Origin of the sequence: Paraburkholderia sp. BR10882, from assembly GCF_040948855.1 — a bacterium.
GTDB lineage: Bacteria > Pseudomonadota > Gammaproteobacteria > Burkholderiales > Burkholderiaceae > Paraburkholderia > Paraburkholderia nodosa_A.
This window is the reverse complement of record NZ_JBFPKP010000005.1, coordinates 283,148-300,429: the sequence shown is the minus strand read 5'-3', so window position 1 is coordinate 300,429 and position 17,282 is coordinate 283,148. Positions and strand designations below refer to the sequence as shown.

Sequence of the window (17,282 nt, the reverse complement as noted above, 5' to 3'; positions counted from 1 at the left end):
ACCACGCAAGCCGCGACTCACGCGATGCGCGGCACGGCTCACGAACGGGAAGCCGCTGACGCAACGCACAAGCCGCGCCGACGCAAAGCCGCCATTCGCGAGTCGAACGAAGCGCATCTGCTCGCCTGCGCGGAGGCCGTGTTCGCCGAGCGAGGCTTCGAAGGCGCAAGCACGGCGCTGATCGCGGAGCGCGCGGGCCTGCCGAAGGCGAATCTGCACTACTACTTCCCCACCAAGCTCGCGCTCTACTGGCGCGTGCTCGATGATCTGTTCGAGGAATGGAACGCGGCCGCCAACACGTTCGATGCGAGCGACGATCCGGTGGAGGCCATTGGCGGCTATGTACGCGCGAAGATGGAACTCTCGCGGCGCAGACCGCTCGGGTCGAAAGTGTGGGCGAACGAGATCATCAGCGGCGCGACGCATATGCAGGACATCCTGCTCAAACGTGTGAAGCCGTGGATGGAAACGCGCGTGAAGCTGATCGATCGCTGGATTGCCGAAGGCTTGCTCGCCCCCGTCGATCCGAAGACGCTGCTTTTCATGATCTGGGCGACCACGCAGCACTATGCCGATTTCGAGGCGCAAATTCGCGCGCTCTCGGGCAAGCGCGCGCTGTCATCGGCGGGGTTCGAAGCGAGTACCGAGGAAGTGGTGCGGTTGATTTTGCGCGCGAGCGGCGCGCGCTCGCCTGGGCATTGAGCGAAGCGGCAACGGTGTGCCGTTGCGTGGCTCCGATGGAGCATGGAATCACGACATGACGCAACGCGTCCTTTGCTGATCGTGCCGCCTTGCATCAACAGGTACACGCGCTCACACAGCACGACCTCCCGATTGCGGCGTAGCTTCTACATCGGTCACTTTATGCGCCGCGATTCACGCCATCGCGGCGCGATGTTTATGGGAAGCCCAGCGCATGTTCAACAACCGGATTCGCGCAGCATGGCTGGGTCTTTTCGTCGCCGCCATTGCGCCCGCCAGTCATGCGCAATACACGACCGACTGGCTCGCCAACAGCTTTGGCACGCTCGTCGCACACGTCGGTAACGGCGCGCGCTCGATGTGGGTCGCGCCCGAGGGTGTCATCTATACGTCATCGCGCTGGGACGAAAACGCGGGCGGGGTCGCGCGCTATCAGAACGGCGCAACGCTCGGCACCATCGGCGCGCACGACGAGTTCCAGGGCAGTGCGATCACGGGCAACGCGACGTCGATCTTCGTCGCGCTCGGTTATAGCCGGGCGTACGGCAGCGGATCGGTAGGCCGCTACAACCGAAGCTCGAACACGCGCGAGCTTCGCATTGCCGTGAGCACCTGGACCGGCATCCAGAACGCGGATGTGATTACCGGTCTTGCGACAGCGGGCACACTCCTCTACGCCAGCGACTACTACGGCAACCGCGTGCGGGTCTACACGACCGACGGCGTCTGGCAGCGCGACATCGGCGTCCAGCAACCCGGCGCACTCGCAATCGACGGTGCAGGCAACGTCTGGGTCGCGCGCGAAAACGCAGGTGTAGTCGCACAGTTCAGCCCAGCCGGCACGCCGATGAGCACGATCCAGATGGCCGCTGGCGCCCGGCCCTCTGCACTCTATTTCGACGCACCGACGAACCGGCTACTGGTTGGCGACGAGGGGCCCGACATGAACATCAAGTGTTATGCCCTGACCGGCATGCCGGCGCTGGTCGGCACGCTCGGCGTGCAGGGCGGCTATCTGGACACCACGACGGGCATCAAGGGGCAGGTCGGCGACAAGCGCTTCACGCGCGTCGTCGGTATCGGCAAGGATGCAGCGGGCAATCTGTATGTGCTCAATAACGCATGGGGCGGCGACTGGGATCTCGGTCGCAACGGCAGCACCGACATTCATTCGTACAACTCATCGGGTACGCTGCAGTGGACTTTGCAAGCGCTCAATTTCGAGGCGATCGCGGCGCCCGACCCGGCAACCGATGGCGCGGACTTCTACAGCGGGAACACCATCTACACGGGTACAGCAGGCGGCGCGTTCGTAGCGAATACGATCGATCCGTTCAGCTGGCCGGCCGACCCGCGCCTGAACATGAACGACTATCAGCGCGGCCAGTTGTTCGGGCAACTCGTGGTGGTGGGCGGCAACCGCATTCTCGTCGCCTCCGGGCAGAATCCCGACACCTTCAACTTCTTTCATTTCCAGCCGTCGAGCGGGTACATTGCCATTCCCGACGGGTCCATTCCCGGCAAGGCGTTCAATACGAATACGAAGGTGACGGGCGGCTTCGCGATCGACGGCAATGGCGACGTCTGGGCCGGGCTCGACCGAACCAACCAGATCTACCATTACCCGCTGACCGGCTTCGACGCGAACGGCAAGCCATCATGGGGCGCCGCCAGCACGATCCAGATCCCGCGAACCGTGCGCCCGCTCACGCGCATCATTTATCAGTCGGACAGCGACACGATGATCCTCGCGCAGGGCGTTGCGGGAAGCTGGGACTGGACAGCCATGAACGGGCACATCGAGATCTATCACGGCTGGAAAGCGGGCAACACGAGCGCGCCGAGCCCGGTGATCGATCTCACGAGCGCGAATCCGAAATCGATCGCGGCAGCGGGCCACTACCTGTTCGTCGGCTACGTGCATACGGTGCCGAATATCGACGTGTTCGACCTGAACAGCGGCAGTCTCGTCACGACATTGACGAACTCGAACCCGACGGCGATGGATGTCGGCAACGACGTGGATTCGATGTATGGCATTCGCGCGTACCTGCGCTCGACCGGCGAGTACGTCGTCACGAAAGACAACTACAACGGATCGAGCGTCGTGGTCTATCGCTGGCACCCGTAACGCCTGTTCTGGAACGCAATTAGCGTGGTTGCACGGTCTTACGACCCGCTCTGGTCCGCGCGCAGCCGACTTCTCGCTTCATTGAAAGCGTTTATTGAAAGCGCTTTGTTTGGCCGAACCAACGCCATTCGCTAGCATTTCTTCGCCAACCTGGCCCATCCCAGCTGCCAGCCCGGACAATCCACCTACAGGCGACGTCGTTTACCGAGTCTTCAAGGCCTATGAATGGTATTGATTCGTCATGCGAATCAAGTCAGCGAAGGCGCAGCTTTCTAATCGCCGTATTCTGCAGCGATACATCATTGCGTTCCGCTAATGAGAAGCGAAGTCGCAACGAAGATAGTTCTTCTGAACCATGCCGACGACACGCACCGGGGGAGCGCGTCGAGGTACATCGCTTGCGCGCCTGTTGAACAACGCGCGGAGCGGTTTTGCGCGGGCAAGTCGGGCGTTTTAAGTGGCTTGCACGAGAAATAGGGGGAACGATGAACCGATCAACGAAGCAGACCGTGGTATGGGTGCTCGCTTTGGCCCTGTCGGGTGCGGCTTATGGTGCGGCCGGCGGTAATGGCGGGGGAAACGGCGGCGGTAATGGTGGAGGCAACGGCGGCGGCAACGGCGGTGGCGCAGGAGCCGGTGCTGGTGCGGGCGGTGGCCACGGCTCTGGGTCCGGGTCAGGTTCGGGTTCGGGCTCGGGCTCTGGGTCAAGTTCAGGCTCTGGTTCGAGTTCGGGCTCAGGCAGCTCCGGTGCAGGTGGTTCCGGTGCAGGTGGTTCCGGTGCAGGTGGTTCCGGTGCAGGTGGTTCCGGTGCAGGCAGTTCCGGTGCAGGCAGTTCCGGTGCAGGTAGTTCCGGTGCAGGTAGTAGTTCCGGTGCAGGCAGTTCCGGTGCAGGGAGCTCCGGTGCAGGCAGTTCCGGCGCAGGCAGTTCCGGCGCAGGCAGTTCCGGTGGCAGTAGTTCCGGTGGCAGTAGTTCCGGTGGCAGTAGTTCCGGTGGCAGTAGTTCCGGTGGCAGTAGCGCCGGCGGAAGTAGCGCCGGCGCAGGCGGCGGTAGCTCGAGTGCGGGTAGCTCTTCAGGTAGCGCAAGCGCAGGCGGCCCGGGTGGACCTTTGGGCCGCGGCTCACCACGCATGAGTGCGGCGACGGCCATGGTCGAAATCGTGCCGCCTCCTCCGCCGGCGCCGATCGTCAACGCGCCGGTTACCAATGCATATAACCCACCGCCGCACGCGCCCTATTCGGATTATCGTCCGAATGCGTTGGTGATACCCACTCCAGCCAGGACCGACAATGCCCCGCCACCGAGTGTGACTACGTCGATCCGAGGCACAACCTCCCCGGCACCCAATGCGCCGGTTGCGAACTACGCGCCGCCGCAGAGCGTACCGCGTCCACCTCCGGTTTCCGTCGCAAGGCCGGCTGCCGAGCCGGTTGCGAACGATTACGGTCCGCCAGGCGTGTCCGGCACGGGCAGCGGCGCGCGCCACGGCGCCGGTCCTGCTGGGGCTGCGAACCACTCTGGCTCGCCGGGCGTAGGCGGCACGACCAAAGCGGGCTTCGCGGTAGACACAGGCGGGTACGAACCACCGATCCTGACGCCGACGAGCACGCCTTGATCGTATTCATGCTCTCCCGGGACAGTTCGCATGGGTATCGGCACGGTGACGAATCGCCGTGCCGTGGTCGACGGCATGGCGTCCGGCTTCGGCCCAAGCAGCGCGATGCTGCTGCGGGCGATGCCCTACTACATCAACGAATTCCCCGAGCCGGTACGGCTACGCCGACTTCTACGCCGATCACCGGCACCTGGAAGCGTCCGTCATCCTGCCCGGCGCGCAACGTTATTTGACCGTATGGGACGGGGTGGAGATCGACGAGGCGTTCGGCGCGAACCGCGATCCGGTTCGAGAGTCTGGAGACCGAGGACAATTTCAACGATCTTTACAGATTGATCGTCCAGACGATGCCCAAAGCGCAAACCTGAACGACCTCACCGGCCTGCGCACCGTGGATTGCCGCCCGTTCGACCTTGCCGACGCTCGATCGAGACCCGGGGCTCGCGCAAAAAAGGCCTATGCAAGCGGATTACACGAATTCATGACAACGTGGCGAGCCCTGCGGCAAACGACCGCACCCCAAACGCCAGATGGCGTTGGGCCGTGCAATCGGTCCGCGTCGTACACTGTGCGTTTCGACGCTCGTAGCCCGGAACGCCGTCGTGCCCATTCACTATCTGCGCAGTTTCACCTCTGTCGAACGCACCGAGCAGGCCAACCTGCGGCTTGGCCGTGCACTGGCCTGGGTCGCAGGCGCCATCAATGCCGGCGGTTTCCTCGCCGTTGGGCAATACACGTCGCATATGTCGGGCATCGTCTCGTCGCTTGCCGACAGCACCGCGCTTGGCGATAGCGGCATCGCGTTGTCCGCCATCAGTTCCATCCTTGCCTTTGCGAGTGGCGCCGCGACGTCCGCCATTCTGATCAACTGGGGGCGCCGCCGTTGCGCGCGCAGCGTCTACGCGCTGCCGCTCCTGCTCGAAGCCGCCCTGCTCCTTTGCTTCGCCGCGCTCGGCGCGAATCTCGGCATCCATCGCGTTCTCTTCGTGCCGCTGACGGTGGCCGTGCTCTGTTACATCATGGGCGTGCAGAACGCCATGATCACGAAAATCTCGCACGCCGAAATCCGCACGACGCATGTGACCGGCATCGTGACAGATCTGGGAATCGAACTTGGGAAGGCGCTCTACTGGAACTGGGGCGTGCCGTCCTCGGCGTCGCATCACGTGGCGGCGGACATGCAGCGGGTACGCGTACTCGGCTCCCTGCTCGGCATGTTTTTGCTTGGCGGAACGCTGGGCGCAGTGGCTTTCCGGTATTTTGGATTTGCTGCGGGCGTTCCCTTGTCGATGGTGCTGGTGATTCTCGCGAGCGTCCCGGTTACCGACGATTTGCGCCGCCTGCCACTGCGCGACCTTTTTTGAGGAATACGTCGGTCGCCGGCGGCAGATACCGGGCAATTCATTCGCTTATCAGAAACCTGTCGCGATTCTTCGCGTCCTTGATCCAGTTCGGCGCGCGTCCTCTGCCGGACCAGGTCGCACCGCTTGCGGGATCGCGATATTTCGGGGGCGCCGCGCTATGCGAAAGCCCCGACCTGCCGCGACGACTCCCAAATATGTCCTGCTGCGTGTACCCGAATTCGGCCACCTTTGCGCGGATATCGGCGAGAACCGTCTCGAACTCCTGCTGACGGGCGACGGTCGCCTGACGCTCGAGTTCCGCGAGTTGCGCCTTCAGTTCCTTGTACGTTGCCACGAATCGTCTCCTGCGCGTGGACACCATTCGCTAATCATAGTGGCTTTCGCTCACACCGCCTTCCAACGTGATCGCAAGGCATTCGCGGCAGCGACAGCAAACTCACGCAGCAGATCGCTCAGGCCGTGACGAAGACAATTGCCCCCGCATCGGCAACCTGGGCGAACAACCGCACGAAACGATAGCTTTGCGCCTGGATAGTCAGTTCGTTGAGCCCGGAGCGCGTGCCTTCCAGTATCGCGCGAGCCACCGGCTCCGGAATCGCGCCGAGGTGCGCCCAGTCTTCCGGCAGCAGCGCGGGATCGCCCAGATAGACCTCGCTTTTCCCGCCAGGCGTTCGAACGAGAATCAGGCTTCCTCCCTTGTCGAGTGCAATTTCCAGGTACTCGGACAAGGTTGCCAATGCCTCTGTGTCGACATCGCGGGCGGCATGTGAATTCGAAGTCATAGGGTGGCCACGCTGAGTAGTATGTCGATCACTATCGTACCCCCGCTCCTGCCTGTTCGGCGCATTTTAACAGCGGCACACGTTCAGGGATGTAACCCGAACATACCGTGCCAGATCGCACTAAAGAGGTTCGCGTGACGACGATCGTCGGACTTTTGCGATTCCTCGTCGCCTGCGCCGTGCGATGAAGACGGTGGCACGGCTTCTTCCGGCGCGCCGGCATTGCGCGGCGCGGCGCTGCCCGCCTGACGCGACAGGTGCAGTGCGATAGCGCCGTCGGCAATGCGCCCGGCGAGTTGGGAATCGCAATCACTGGCGAGCAGTGCGCCGAATACGACGTCGCGGTTGTAGCCCTGCTCCGCGAAGCGCATGGCCACGCTCACGTGCCGCGCATAGGCCTCCTGACGCGCCGCCTCCTGCAAGCGCGCCTCTTCTTCCCGCTCGCGGGCCATACGCCCCATCTCCTTGGCATAGACTGCGTCATAGACGCTGCGCTGCGCCGGATCGGAAAGAATCGCGTAAGCCTCCTTGATCTCCTGGAACTGCGCATGCGCAGCGGCTTCGCGTCCCATATTACGGTCGGGATGCGCTTTCATCGCGGCCCTGCGGTAGGCCCGCTTGATGTCCGCGTCGCTCGCGTCGTCGCTTACGCCCAGCAAGTCATACAACGTCGCCATGGCTCGCACAAATGGAAGTGAGATGCGGTCGATCGTAGCATGTCGTCCGCGGACGCACCGCGTGTGCGATGACGATCGCCAGCCGGCAACCGATCAATTGTCCTAAGCAAACGAGCCGCGGATATCGAAATCCGCCCGCGCCGCCAGCGCGCAGCACCCGGGTTCTCAGCGTCGAACCCGGGTCCAGCGACACCACTCGTGGTGATCGAGATTGCGCAGCAAATCGGCCCTGCGCCGTTCGCGCCGATAGTGAGCGGCGACACCAACTGCGGCTATTACGAGCACGATCGTGCCGGCAGCCATACCCAGCCAGGACTGGTCCACGTCAGCCTCCTCGGATCCATGCGGATCGCAACCCAATTGTGAGCAACGCACTCTGAATATAGCCCGTCCGTGTGACAGACTATGCGGTCTCGACCGCCAATCAGCGCACTCGGGCGACCGCTCTCAGGAGCGCATCGCCTTGAGGCGTCACGCGGGGCGTAGGGAAGCCGGATTCGGGCGTATCGACGATGACGAGGTGCAGATCGCGAAGCGCACCGAGTTCCTCCCGGTCGGGCTCGATCCGCCCTGGTGCATTCTTTATCAGCATCAACGTGGCAAGTTCGTGGGGGCTCAACATGTTATTTCCCTCCCGCTTGATCCTGTTTTGATCACGCTTCTTCGCGACTGCGAGCTACCGCAGTTTCGCCGCAGTCTCCGAAGCGATGTCCATGCATGCGCGCGTGTACCCGGCCGCCTGTGAAGCAACCCACGGCAATAGCTCGACCTGGTTGCGGACGAATTGCTCGGGCGTCTGGACGGACAACATGCCTTCGAAGTGCTGTTGCGAACCAGCGAATATCGACCTGCAAGTCGCGAGATTCAGGCGTGAGAGTTCACAAACACCATCGAATAGATGACCGGTCAACGTAGTCAACTTTACGGCCCACGATTCGCTTCCCGCCGCCGCGAATTTTTGATTAGACATACTAATTTAACCTCTGCGCATTTCATTAATCGTTATGTCTGCATCGACCGCGATTGATGTATGGCTTTTCAACGCAATTGGCATTGCCCATGCGGAAGTGAATGCCGGAGTCGAACTAGAGCCTTGATTCTAACTTTGTTAAATCCGTCTCATGAATGCTAGTTGAGTCAGGAGTTTCCCCAATTCATTACGCAGATGCGCTGAACCGCAGTACGGCGGCGGCAAGGGTCGAACAGGCTTGCAAACCGTTGACTTGTCAGCCTGGATCTCGGCCGGTCAGACAAGAACAGACGAACCACAGGTTTCGAGCAGTCAGATGACGAAAGACGTCAAACAAGATACGGCTTGCGATGAGGATTCATCGCAAGCGCGATTGTGAGTGCGGCGCTGTTGCGCCCTCAAACAACGGGAGCGGGAATATCAATGCGCGGCGACTTTCACCGCATTGCGTTGCGCAAGCAGTTCGCGTATGCGCGCCAGATGCAGATCGCCAACGGCCGTATGAACCGGCTCGACCTTGCGGGCACGACGCGCAGCAGGTGGCCATGCACCGAGGTATCGGCACAGCGCGGAAACGAACGGCCGCTTCCCCCCGCCAGCAAGTCGCCGCGTCGCAGCGGCGACCCGATCCGCCCCTACATTTGCCACCAGCCATTCAAACGCCTGACGGTCTTCGTCATTCACAATGCGAATTAGCGATTCCATGCGACGCTCCTACTGGACGTAAACACATACTGTGAATTTATACAGTATTTTGCGTCAGCGCAAGGCAAGTTTGAACTGGCTCCGGGGAGCGTTCGCATGGGGAAGGACAGATCGGGAGTCGCCTTCCAAGGGCGTGGCCTCGGGTGGAAGCGCGGGCGGGGCACTACTCGCTGGCCGCGGCGTCCCCTTCTGGGCCGTCAACCGGTTCCTCACGGCCGTCACGCCCAGCACCGGCCTCGCCGCATTGCCCGCGCGCGAGATCTGCCAGGTCTCCGGGACTGTGCCCGAGAGCGTGACGACGCCATGGCTGACCCGAATGTGAATGTCTGAATCGTCGAGATCCGGCACGCGCCTGATGGCACGGCGAACGTCACGCACCACTGAGGTATCCGGCCGGCTTCCGGGCGTCGATGCCGAGACTCTTTGCACGGCCGCACCGGCCGGCTCGCTCACGCCGGTTTGCGCGTTCGCATTGGCAGCGCAGCTCGCGATAGCCACGAACACCATCGCGCCGATCGTTCCATTCGCACCGTTTCTGTTCATGCTGCCTCCATCGGGTCGAGTCAACCGAGGAAAAGCGCCACCTCTGAGCGTATGTTCGCACAGGAAGTCATGCGTCGCGTTCACGATGGCCTGGCCCGCCGCGATGCCTGCCCGAGCGCACACGCTGATGCAGCGGATGACTTCGGCGCCGCACTGCGCTACCCTAACAACTCCGATATGAAAAGTCGTCGTATAACCATGTCACACATCAGCACCGGCGTCGAATACGGGCTGCATTGCCTGCTCTATCTTGCCGGCACGTCCGCCGGCGTGCGCGAGGCGAGCGTACGCGACCTGGCGGAAATGCAGGGCGTGCCCGTCGATTACGCGGCCAAGCTCTTCACGCGCCTCGCCAAAGCCGGCATCGTCGAGTCGACCGAAGGCATACGCGGCGGCTTCAGACTCGCGAAACCCGCGCGCAATATTTCGGTGCTGGATGTCGTCGACGCCATCGACGGCGACAAAGCGCTCTTCGACTGTCGCGAAGTACGCCGGCAATGTGCCGTTTTCGACGACGAGCCGCCCGCATGGGCCACACGCGGCACCTGCTCGATCCATGCCGTGATGCAGGGCGCCGAGCGCGCCATGCGCGCGGAGCTCAAGCAACACTCGCTTGCCGATCTCGCCACCCGCGCGTATTCCAAGGCGCCTGCCAGCTACCACCATCACGTGGTCGACTGGTTCACCGAGCGCGCTGCCAATCGGCGCGGGTAACGACCGTCGCGTTGCGAGCCCTTCCAGCATGCAAAAAAACGCGGAGCCTCCATCGAGGCTTCCGCGTCCAATCAGATCCGTCGTTATCCTGAAGGGTCAGGCAACCACGATGCGCAGCGGATCTGCGGCGGCGAGCGCTTGCTCGCGGTCCGCGCGAGGCGGATAGATCCATTCGGAGTTGATCTGGTGCTTGAGCTTCTTCGCCTCGGCGCCCTGCAACTTCACTTCGCGCTCCCAACCTTCCGTGTAGACCGCGCCCCACGGGCCCAGATCCAGACAGGTCACGTACTTCGGCTGGCTATACGGAATCAGAGCGAGGCCGAGCAGATCGGCGGCCACGTTGTGGCCTGCCGAGCGCCCCAGGTTCATCGCATGCTGGCACGACATCATCGTGTGATTGCCTTCGTGGTCGGTGGCTGCGCGGGCGACGTCGCCCGTCGCGTAGACACCGGGCACGCCCTCCACCGCTAGATTGCGATCGACATGCAGACGCCCCAAGGCGTCGAGGCGGCCCGGAATCTGCGCGGTCAACGCGCTCGCGCGCAGCCCGGCCGTCCAGATCACCGTGTGCGATTCGATACGCTGGCCGTCCGTTGTCGTGACGCCGGCGGCATCTACTGAAGCCACACCCGAACCTAGCTTCGAGGTCACGCCGAGCGAACCCAGCGCCTCTTCGATAACGGGACGCGGGCCCGCGCCCAGGTCGGGGCCGATCGCATCGTTACGCTCGACGATGATCACCTTCACGTTCACCTGCTCGCCCAGCGCCGCGCGCAGGCGTGCCGGCATTTCCGCGGCCGTCTCGATGCCGGTGAATCCGCCGCCCGCCACCACCACGGTATTGCGCGCGGGCGTGTCCGGCTGGCTGGCCAGACTGCGGATGTGCGCTTGCAGTTCGACCGCCTCGTCGGTCTGATCCACGCTGAAGGTGTGATCGGCCAGGCCCGGGATCGACGGGCGGAACAGCCGGCTGCCAGTAGCCAGCACGAGGCGGTCGTAGCCGAGCGTAGAGGACCGGCCATCGACATCGGTCAGATCCACGGCGCGGCGCTCCACGTAAACGCGCTCCACCGTGCCCTGGATGAACTTGACGCCAGTCGCATCGAAGATCTCTGTGAGCGGCGCCCGGAAGTTCGCGGGGCCTTCTTCGTACAGGCGCGGACGGACATGCAGATGCGGGTCTGGAGCGACCAGCGTGATCTCCACGTCCGTACGCCCCTGCTGATCGAGCAGCCGCGCCGCGCTCAGCGCGCTCCACATGCCGGCGAAGCCGGCCCCAATAACAAGAATACGCTTCGACATGTGTGGCTCTCCAATGCAGGGATACGTGATATCGGTGGACTCGCGTCGCGCCCGCGCTACGCATAACTCGGATTCTATGAGTCGTAGTTTAATCGCGCAAGCCCCCTTTTGGGGACGCACTATTGACGAATCAGACAACGATGCCGTGTGGCCGGGCGCTACATGCCCATGCCCGTCCCTGCTCCCGTGCTTGTGCCGGTACCCGTGCCCGTGGTCGTGGCTGGGTTCGAAGTCGCATTCAGATCGATTCTTCCATACACGCCATCGGCTTCGTCATTCGGCCCCGCCGCGAAAAACAGCGTATTGGAAGGCTGATTGCCGAGGTCGTTGCCGAACGCAATGCCCCACACGCCTGGCTCAACAAGTGCATTGCCGTTCGAACCGTTGAGCGGCCCCATCGACTGGCCGTTCGATGCATTGAACGCGTTGATCGCGCCATTACCGAAATTGCCGATCAGAATCGCGCCGCTCATCGAGCCGAAGTTCGCGGGCGCTTGTGCAATGCCCCATGGCGCGTCGAGCGGACTGCCCGTCGCGAAGCGCTGCTTCAGGTTACCGGCCGTGTCGTACATGTCGACCATGCCGAGCCCCGCGCCTGCGACATCGTCGTGCTTCGCCGCGTCCTGCATCGCATAGGTGACGAACAGATTCGAGCCGATCGCCTGGATGCCGAACGGCGCGAAGCCGGCCGGCATCGCCGGGTCCGTGAAGCCGCCCGGCATCGTCACCTTGTTGAATGAGGTATTGAAGACGTCGATCTTGTTGTTATGGAAGTCGGTCGCGTAGAGGAAGTTCGCGTTGTTCATCGTCGCGAGCGCGAGCCCCTTGTACACTGCGCCGCCCGTGCCGTCGTCGTACATGACGAATGCGTTGGTTGGCCCGACCGCCGGCGCCCACGCGGTGATGGTGCCGCCCTCGCCCGCGAAGATGAACGCCGCGAGGCCTGACTTGCCGTTTTCCGTCACGGTAAAGCTTTGTGTGCCGTTGAAGACGATGCCCGTGGGTGATGCCGTGCCGTTCTTGCCGTTGGGTATCGCGACGATCAGCGATTGCGGCACGCCGTTGCCGTCATAGAGCGTTGCGACATTGGTGCCGTTGTCCGCGACCCAGGCAAAGCCATTCGGATTGAAGGCGACACCCCACGGATTCTTCAGATTCCCGTCGATGTGCGCGGCCGCCACCGCACCATCGGAAACGAGCGCCGTCGCCGTGAACGTCGACGGGACGGGCACGCTCGCACTGCTGGAGCCCGAGCTGGAACCGGAACTGCCGCCACACGACACGAGCGTCGCGATGGCCGCGCCACATGCTACGACGCCGAATACGGCGAGTAGAGACTTCATGACCGCACTCCTCGTTCAGTCCAAAGGGCTAACGGACAAAGAACGAGGAGGACGCGGCGTTTATTCCAGCGAAGAAACGGGGCTTGTTCCGCGGGCGATCGTAATGACTGAACTAGCTAGCGAAAAATCCGCGGCGGGCAACGAGCGCTATGCGTGACGATCCGGTGCCTGCAAACTTGCCGATACCGGCGGCAATCTGCGCGGCGTACCGAGCATGGCAAGTTGCTTCTCGTGCGGCGTCAGCGCGCCGCTGTCGCGCTTGTCCGCTTCGGCATACTTTTGCGCGGCATGAGAGAAATCGCCTTCGCCTTCCAGCGCCTGCCCCCACAGTTCATACGAGGGCGCGAAATCGGGACGAAGTTCCACCGCGTGCGCCAGTTTGACGATCGCCGCATCGTATTGTCCGTTGTCGATGAGCGCCTCGCCCCAGTCGTGCAGGATGTTCACATCGTCGCGGTGCATTTCATCTGCGCGATGGAACGCGCTGAGGGCTTCGGCATACCGGTGCGCGTGCAACAGGACGTCGCCGAGCAAGCGCTGGTTCTCTGCGGTACTCCACCGCTCGTGAGCGCCTGCACGAAGCTCCTCGATCGCGGCGTCGATTCTCCGCTCCTGCTCGAGCGCAATGCCGAGATTCGCCCGCAAGACGGCCGAGTGCGGATACAGCAACAGCGCGTCGCGCGACTGCTGCTCCGCCTCCTCGGAGCGGTTTTGCCGCAGCAGCAGCCAGCCTTTTCCAGCGAGCGCCCACTGGTGTTGCATGGAGCCCGGCCGGCCGAGGACATCGTCATAGATGGCTTCGACCTCGCTGTAGTCACATTGGCCCGGCGAACACCGTGTCTTTTGCACCGCTGCGAAGACATGGCTCGCGAGCGTATTCGGTTCGACGAGCCGCATGACCTCGATCGCGATGTCCCGCATCGACTGGTTGAAATCAGTACCGGTGAACGCAACGTCGTCGTGCATGGCGTTGAATGGCCCGTTTTCGATCTGAATATGCGCGACATAGGCATCTGCGCTGCCGTTCACATGTGTAATGCCGATATGGACGACCACGTCCTGCTTGTTCCTGAACAGCGTCGATTTCAGAAAGCCGACGATCGAAGCATAGGACATGTCCTCACCGGGCAGCTTGATATCGGGGCTGTCGTTATCGGCCAGCGATACATCGTGCGGAACCGCGTCGCTGTCGCTGCTGATTCCGCGCATCGCCGCAAGAATTCGTTCTGCCAGGAATTCCGGGGTATAGCCGGTGTCGGCCAGCGCTTTCGGTGTTTCCACCGGAGGCACCAGCACATGTTGGGTGAGCGCGCCGGAGATGACGAGCCAGCAAAAGGGACCGGCCAGGACCAGGATGATCCAGGGGAGCACAAAAGGCCACGCCACTCCTGGCAAGCGGCTGATCAACCCGATCAGAAACAACACATGCGATAGACCCGCGGGTCTGCGATCCGGAAGGCTCGACATGTTGCACCTCGATTCGGCTGCAGTTGGCTGGGCCCAACTGGCGATCGGCGTGAACGCATCGACTATGCCAGCGCTCGCAAACGCTTTACTGCCGGGCGTTTTGGCGATGTTTGCGAATTTCGCGCGTCGCAGGTGTTATCGCCGGGCCAACGCTCCGACAGGGGGAGTGCCGGTTCGCACCGGACACCTGGGAACGCGCGCTTACTTCACCGCCTCCGCGTCTTCGACCTCGCCCGCCACGGGCACGTTGCCCGAGGGGCTCATCATGCGCGGCTGCAGCATCAGCGCGACGAGGCCTGTCCAGCCGGTCTGGTGCGATGCGCCGACGCCGCGCCCGTTGTCGCCGTGGAAGTACTCGTGAAACAGCACGAGATCGCGGCAGCGCGGATCGGCCTGCAGCAGCGGGTAAGCGCCCATCACCGGGCGCTCGTTGTTGCGGTCGAGCAGAAAGAGCGTCGTGACGCGACGCGCCAGCTCGTCGGCGATCTGCGCGAGCGAAAGCTTCTTGCCCGAGCCGGTCGGATACTCGACGCGAAAATCGTCGCCGTAGTAGCGGTGAAATTCATACAGCGACTCGATCAGCAGATAGTTGACCGGCATCCACACCGGGCCGCGCCAGTTCGAATTGCCGCCGAACACGCGCGAGTCCGATTCGGCGGGGAGGTATCTGACGCGGAAGTCGCAGCTGTTGTGCCGGTAAACAAAAGGCTCGTCGAGATGGGCGCGAGAGAGCGCACGCACGCCGTGATCCGAGAGAAATTCGGCTTCGTCGAGCATACGCCGAAGCAGCGCTTTCATCCGGTGCCCTCGCAATAGCGAGAGCAGCAAGGAATTGCCCTTGCCGGGTTCGTTCCAGCGCGACACGAGGCGGGCAAGATCCGGCCGGTGCTGGAGGAAAAAGACTAGCCGCTCGCGCAGCCCCGGCAGGCCGCCGTGTACCCGCTCCTCCAGCACGCGCACCGCGAAGAAGGGAATCAGCCCGACGATCGAGCGCATCCGCAGCGGCACGCTGGTGCCGTCGGGCAGCCTCAGCTTGTCGTAGAAGAACTCGTCCACGCTGTCCCACAGGCCCGTCTCGCAGCCGTCGTCGCAACTCACCGCGCCCGCGATATACAGGAAGTGCTCGAAGAACTTCACGCCGATATCGACGAACACATGGTTCGCGAACGCGAGTTCGAGCGCGATGCGCATCAGGTCCAGGGCGTAGGCCGCCATCCATGCGGTGCCGTCCGCCTGATCGAGATGTCCGCCTGTCGGCAGCGGCGACGAACGGTCGAAGATGCCGACGTTGTCGAGTCCCAGGAAGCCGCCCTGGAAGATGTTGTGGCCGTCCGCATCCTTGCGGTTCACCCACCAGGAAAAATTCAGCAGCAGCTTGTGGAAGACAAGTTCGAGGAAATCCCGGTCAGCCTTGCCGGTGATCGCGCGATCGATCTCGTACACGCGCCATGCCGCCCACGCATGCACGGGCGGATTCGCGTCGCCGAATGCCCATTCGTAGGCCGGCAACTGGCCGTTGGGATGCTGGTAGCGGTCTTTCACGAGCAGCAGCATCTGCTTCTTTGCAAACATCGGATCGACCAGCGCGAACGCGACCGCCTGAAACGCGAGGTCCCACGATGCGTACCACGGATACTCCCATTTGTCCGGCATCGAGAGGATGTCCGCGTTGCATAGATGCCGCCAGTCCGCGTTGCGCCCGCGCTGGCGCGCGGCGGGCGGTGTCGGCTGCAGCGGGTCGCCTGTCATCCAGCGGTTCACGTCGTACTGGTAGTACTGCTTCGACCACAGCATGCCCGCCAGCGCCTGGCGCTGCACCAGCCGCGCGTCGGCACTTTCGATGTCGCGCTGCAGCGCGTCGTAAAACGCATCCGCCTCGGCAATGCGCTGCGCGAACAGGCCGTCGATGTCGAGCGCCACGTCCTCCTTCGGCGCGGATAGCGGACGCCAGCGGAACGTGACGACCGCGCGCCCGTGCGCCGCGATCTCGAGATGCACGCGCGCGGCCGCCTTCGTGCCCGCGTCGCGCCGGATCGCGTCGTTATTGCCGTGCACGACATAGTCGTCGAAGCCGTCCTTGAATGGACCGGCGCCGTCCATGCCGAACAGGCGCTTCACGTTGGTCTCGTTCTCGCAAAACAGCCACTCGACGCGCTCGCCTCTTTGTGCGGCAGCCGTCACGACGAGCGGCTCGTGCGTGCCGCAGTGCGCGACGACATGCTCGCCCTCGGCGGACGAAACGAGCGCGAGCGACGGCTTGCTGCCTGTGGCCTTCCACGACCACGTGTTGCGCGCCCAGAACTGCGGCAACACGTCGATCGATGCGTGCTGCCCGGCGCGGTTCTCGACTGTCACGCGCATAACGATGTCTTCCGGCGTGTGCTTGGCATATTCGATCTGCACATCGAAATAACGCTGATCATCGAATGCGCCCGTGTCGAGGATTTCATATTCGGGCAAGCCGGCGCCGCGCCGCGCGTTTTCGTCGACCAGGTCCTGGTAGGGAAACGCCGCCTGCGGGTACTTGTAGAGCATGCGCATGTACGAATGCGTCGGCGTGCTGTCGAGGTAGAAGTACAGCTCCTTCACGTCCTCGCCATGATTGCCTTCCTGATTCGTCAGACCGAACAGACGCTCCTTCAAAATCGGGTCGAGGCCGTTCCACAGCGCGAGCGAACAACACCAGTCCAGCCGCTCGTCCCCGAATCCGGCCAGGCCGTCTTCGCCCCAGCGATAGGCGCGCATGCGCGCGTGGTCATGCGGGAAATAATCCCACGCGGTGCCGTGCTCGCTGTAATCCTCGCGCACGGTGCCCCACTGGCGCTCGCTGAGGTACGGTCCCCAGCGCTGCCAGCGGGCGTAATCGGCCGAGTACAGGCGTTGACCTTCAACCGTGTGGATGAGGCCGGCGGCGCGCTGCAGCATGGGCATCTCCTTGAATTGGGGCCGCCACGGTGGAGCGTGGCGCG

General features: G+C 63.1%; 17 protein-coding genes. 7 read left to right on the top strand and 10 right to left on the bottom strand.

Annotated features, from left to right (window positions below):
• Nucleotides 1-24: 24 nt before the first annotated feature.
• The 3 genes from AB3X99_RS16145 (at nucleotide 25) to AB3X99_RS16135 (ending at nucleotide 5,810) form a co-directional block, all read left to right on the top strand.
• The gene (locus AB3X99_RS16145; protein ID WP_256094511.1) at nucleotides 25-702 is read left to right on the top strand and encodes a TetR/AcrR family transcriptional regulator; all 678 of its coding nucleotides are present in this window, start codon (nucleotides 25-27) and stop codon (nucleotides 700-702) included.
• Between the two features lie 214 nt (nucleotides 703-916).
• Nucleotides 917-2,833, top strand: coding sequence for an SMP-30/gluconolactonase/LRE family protein (locus tag AB3X99_RS16140; protein ID WP_368617487.1), 1,917 nt, complete (start codon nucleotides 917-919; stop codon nucleotides 2,831-2,833).
• A gap of 2,215 nt (nucleotides 2,834-5,048) precedes the next feature.
• Nucleotides 5,049-5,810 (top strand): YoaK family protein, encoded by a 762-nt coding sequence (locus AB3X99_RS16135; RefSeq protein WP_069262161.1) that lies wholly within the window; start codon nucleotides 5,049-5,051, stop codon nucleotides 5,808-5,810.
• Nucleotides 5,811-5,847: 37 nt separating this feature from the next.
• On the opposite strand, the gene AB3X99_RS16130 is transcribed toward AB3X99_RS16135, so the two are convergent.
• From AB3X99_RS16130 to AB3X99_RS16120, 3 genes are all read right to left on the bottom strand, one after another.
• On the bottom strand, nucleotides 5,848-6,144 hold the full coding sequence (locus AB3X99_RS16130; protein WP_069262162.1) for an H-NS histone family protein: 297 nt from the start codon (nucleotides 6,142-6,144) through the stop codon (nucleotides 5,848-5,850).
• Between the two features lie 118 nt (nucleotides 6,145-6,262).
• A complete protein-coding gene (locus tag AB3X99_RS16125) occupies nucleotides 6,263-6,592 on the bottom strand; it encodes a hypothetical protein (protein WP_069262163.1) in 330 nt (109 codons plus the stop codon).
• Nucleotides 6,593-6,675: 83 nt separating this feature from the next.
• Nucleotides 6,676-7,269 (bottom strand): DnaJ domain-containing protein, encoded by a 594-nt coding sequence (locus AB3X99_RS16120; RefSeq protein WP_368617486.1) that lies wholly within the window; start codon nucleotides 7,267-7,269, stop codon nucleotides 6,676-6,678.
• Nucleotides 7,270-7,467: 198 nt separating this feature from the next.
• Here AB3X99_RS16120 and AB3X99_RS16115 point away from each other — a divergent pair, with 198 nt between their 5' ends.
• A complete protein-coding gene (locus AB3X99_RS16115; RefSeq protein ID WP_176732827.1) occupies nucleotides 7,468-7,635 on the top strand; it encodes a hypothetical protein in 168 nt (55 codons plus the stop codon).
• A 58-nt stretch (nucleotides 7,636-7,693) separates the two neighbouring features.
• Here the strand turns inward: AB3X99_RS16115 and AB3X99_RS16110 are convergent, their stop codons facing one another.
• Together AB3X99_RS16110 and AB3X99_RS16105 are read right to left on the bottom strand one after the other, a co-directional pair.
• The gene (locus AB3X99_RS16110) at nucleotides 7,694-7,891 is read right to left on the bottom strand and encodes a hypothetical protein (protein ID WP_028204658.1); all 198 of its coding nucleotides are present in this window, start codon (nucleotides 7,889-7,891) and stop codon (nucleotides 7,694-7,696) included.
• A gap of 54 nt (nucleotides 7,892-7,945) precedes the next feature.
• The gene (locus tag AB3X99_RS16105; protein ID WP_368603194.1) at nucleotides 7,946-8,239 is read right to left on the bottom strand and encodes a phasin family protein; all 294 of its coding nucleotides are present in this window, start codon (nucleotides 8,237-8,239) and stop codon (nucleotides 7,946-7,948) included.
• A gap of 423 nt (nucleotides 8,240-8,662) precedes the next feature.
• Between AB3X99_RS16105 and AB3X99_RS16100 the strand changes: the two genes are divergently transcribed.
• Entirely contained in the window at nucleotides 8,663-8,935 is a 273-nt protein-coding gene (locus AB3X99_RS16100; protein WP_368603195.1) for a hypothetical protein, read from the top strand.
• A gap of 63 nt (nucleotides 8,936-8,998) precedes the next feature.
• Here AB3X99_RS16100 and AB3X99_RS16095 read toward each other — a convergent pair whose 3' ends face one another.
• Nucleotides 8,999-9,451 carry a BON domain-containing protein gene (locus AB3X99_RS16095; RefSeq protein ID WP_368617587.1) on the bottom strand — a complete coding sequence of 151 codons (453 nt, stop codon included), beginning with the start codon at nucleotides 9,449-9,451 and terminating at the stop codon, nucleotides 8,999-9,001.
• A gap of 234 nt (nucleotides 9,452-9,685) precedes the next feature.
• On the opposite strand from AB3X99_RS16095, the gene AB3X99_RS16090 reads away from it, so the two are divergent.
• Nucleotides 9,686-10,201 carry an Rrf2 family transcriptional regulator gene (locus tag AB3X99_RS16090; RefSeq protein ID WP_069262168.1) on the top strand — a complete coding sequence of 172 codons (516 nt, stop codon included), beginning with the start codon at nucleotides 9,686-9,688 and terminating at the stop codon, nucleotides 10,199-10,201.
• 96 nt (nucleotides 10,202-10,297) lie between these two features.
• Here AB3X99_RS16090 and AB3X99_RS16085 read toward each other — a convergent pair whose 3' ends face one another.
• Both AB3X99_RS16085 and AB3X99_RS16080 read right to left on the bottom strand, forming a co-directional pair.
• Complete coding sequence (locus AB3X99_RS16085) at nucleotides 10,298-11,503, bottom strand: NAD(P)/FAD-dependent oxidoreductase (RefSeq protein WP_368617485.1); 1,206 nt, start codon at nucleotides 11,501-11,503, stop codon at nucleotides 10,298-10,300.
• 158 nt (nucleotides 11,504-11,661) lie between these two features.
• Nucleotides 11,662-12,846 carry a TIGR03118 family protein gene (locus AB3X99_RS16080; protein WP_368617484.1) on the bottom strand — a complete coding sequence of 395 codons (1,185 nt, stop codon included), beginning with the start codon at nucleotides 12,844-12,846 and terminating at the stop codon, nucleotides 11,662-11,664.
• Between AB3X99_RS16080 and AB3X99_RS16075 the strand changes: the two genes are divergently transcribed.
• Nucleotides 12,845-13,003 carry a hypothetical protein gene (locus tag AB3X99_RS16075; protein WP_368617483.1) on the top strand — a complete coding sequence of 53 codons (159 nt, stop codon included), beginning with the start codon at nucleotides 12,845-12,847 and terminating at the stop codon, nucleotides 13,001-13,003. The genes AB3X99_RS16080 and AB3X99_RS16075 overlap by 2 nt on opposite strands.
• On the opposite strand, the gene AB3X99_RS16070 is transcribed toward AB3X99_RS16075, so the two are convergent.
• Together AB3X99_RS16070 and AB3X99_RS16065 are read right to left on the bottom strand one after the other, a co-directional pair.
• Nucleotides 12,994-14,313, bottom strand: coding sequence for a tetratricopeptide repeat protein (locus AB3X99_RS16070; RefSeq protein ID WP_368617482.1), 1,320 nt, complete (start codon nucleotides 14,311-14,313; stop codon nucleotides 12,994-12,996). The two genes, AB3X99_RS16075 and AB3X99_RS16070, sit on opposite strands and share 10 nt — an antisense overlap.
• A 201-nt stretch (nucleotides 14,314-14,514) precedes the next feature.
• Complete coding sequence (locus tag AB3X99_RS16065; protein WP_069262172.1) at nucleotides 14,515-17,244, bottom strand: glucosidase; 2,730 nt, start codon at nucleotides 17,242-17,244, stop codon at nucleotides 14,515-14,517.
• Nucleotides 17,245-17,282 lie beyond the last annotated feature (38 nt).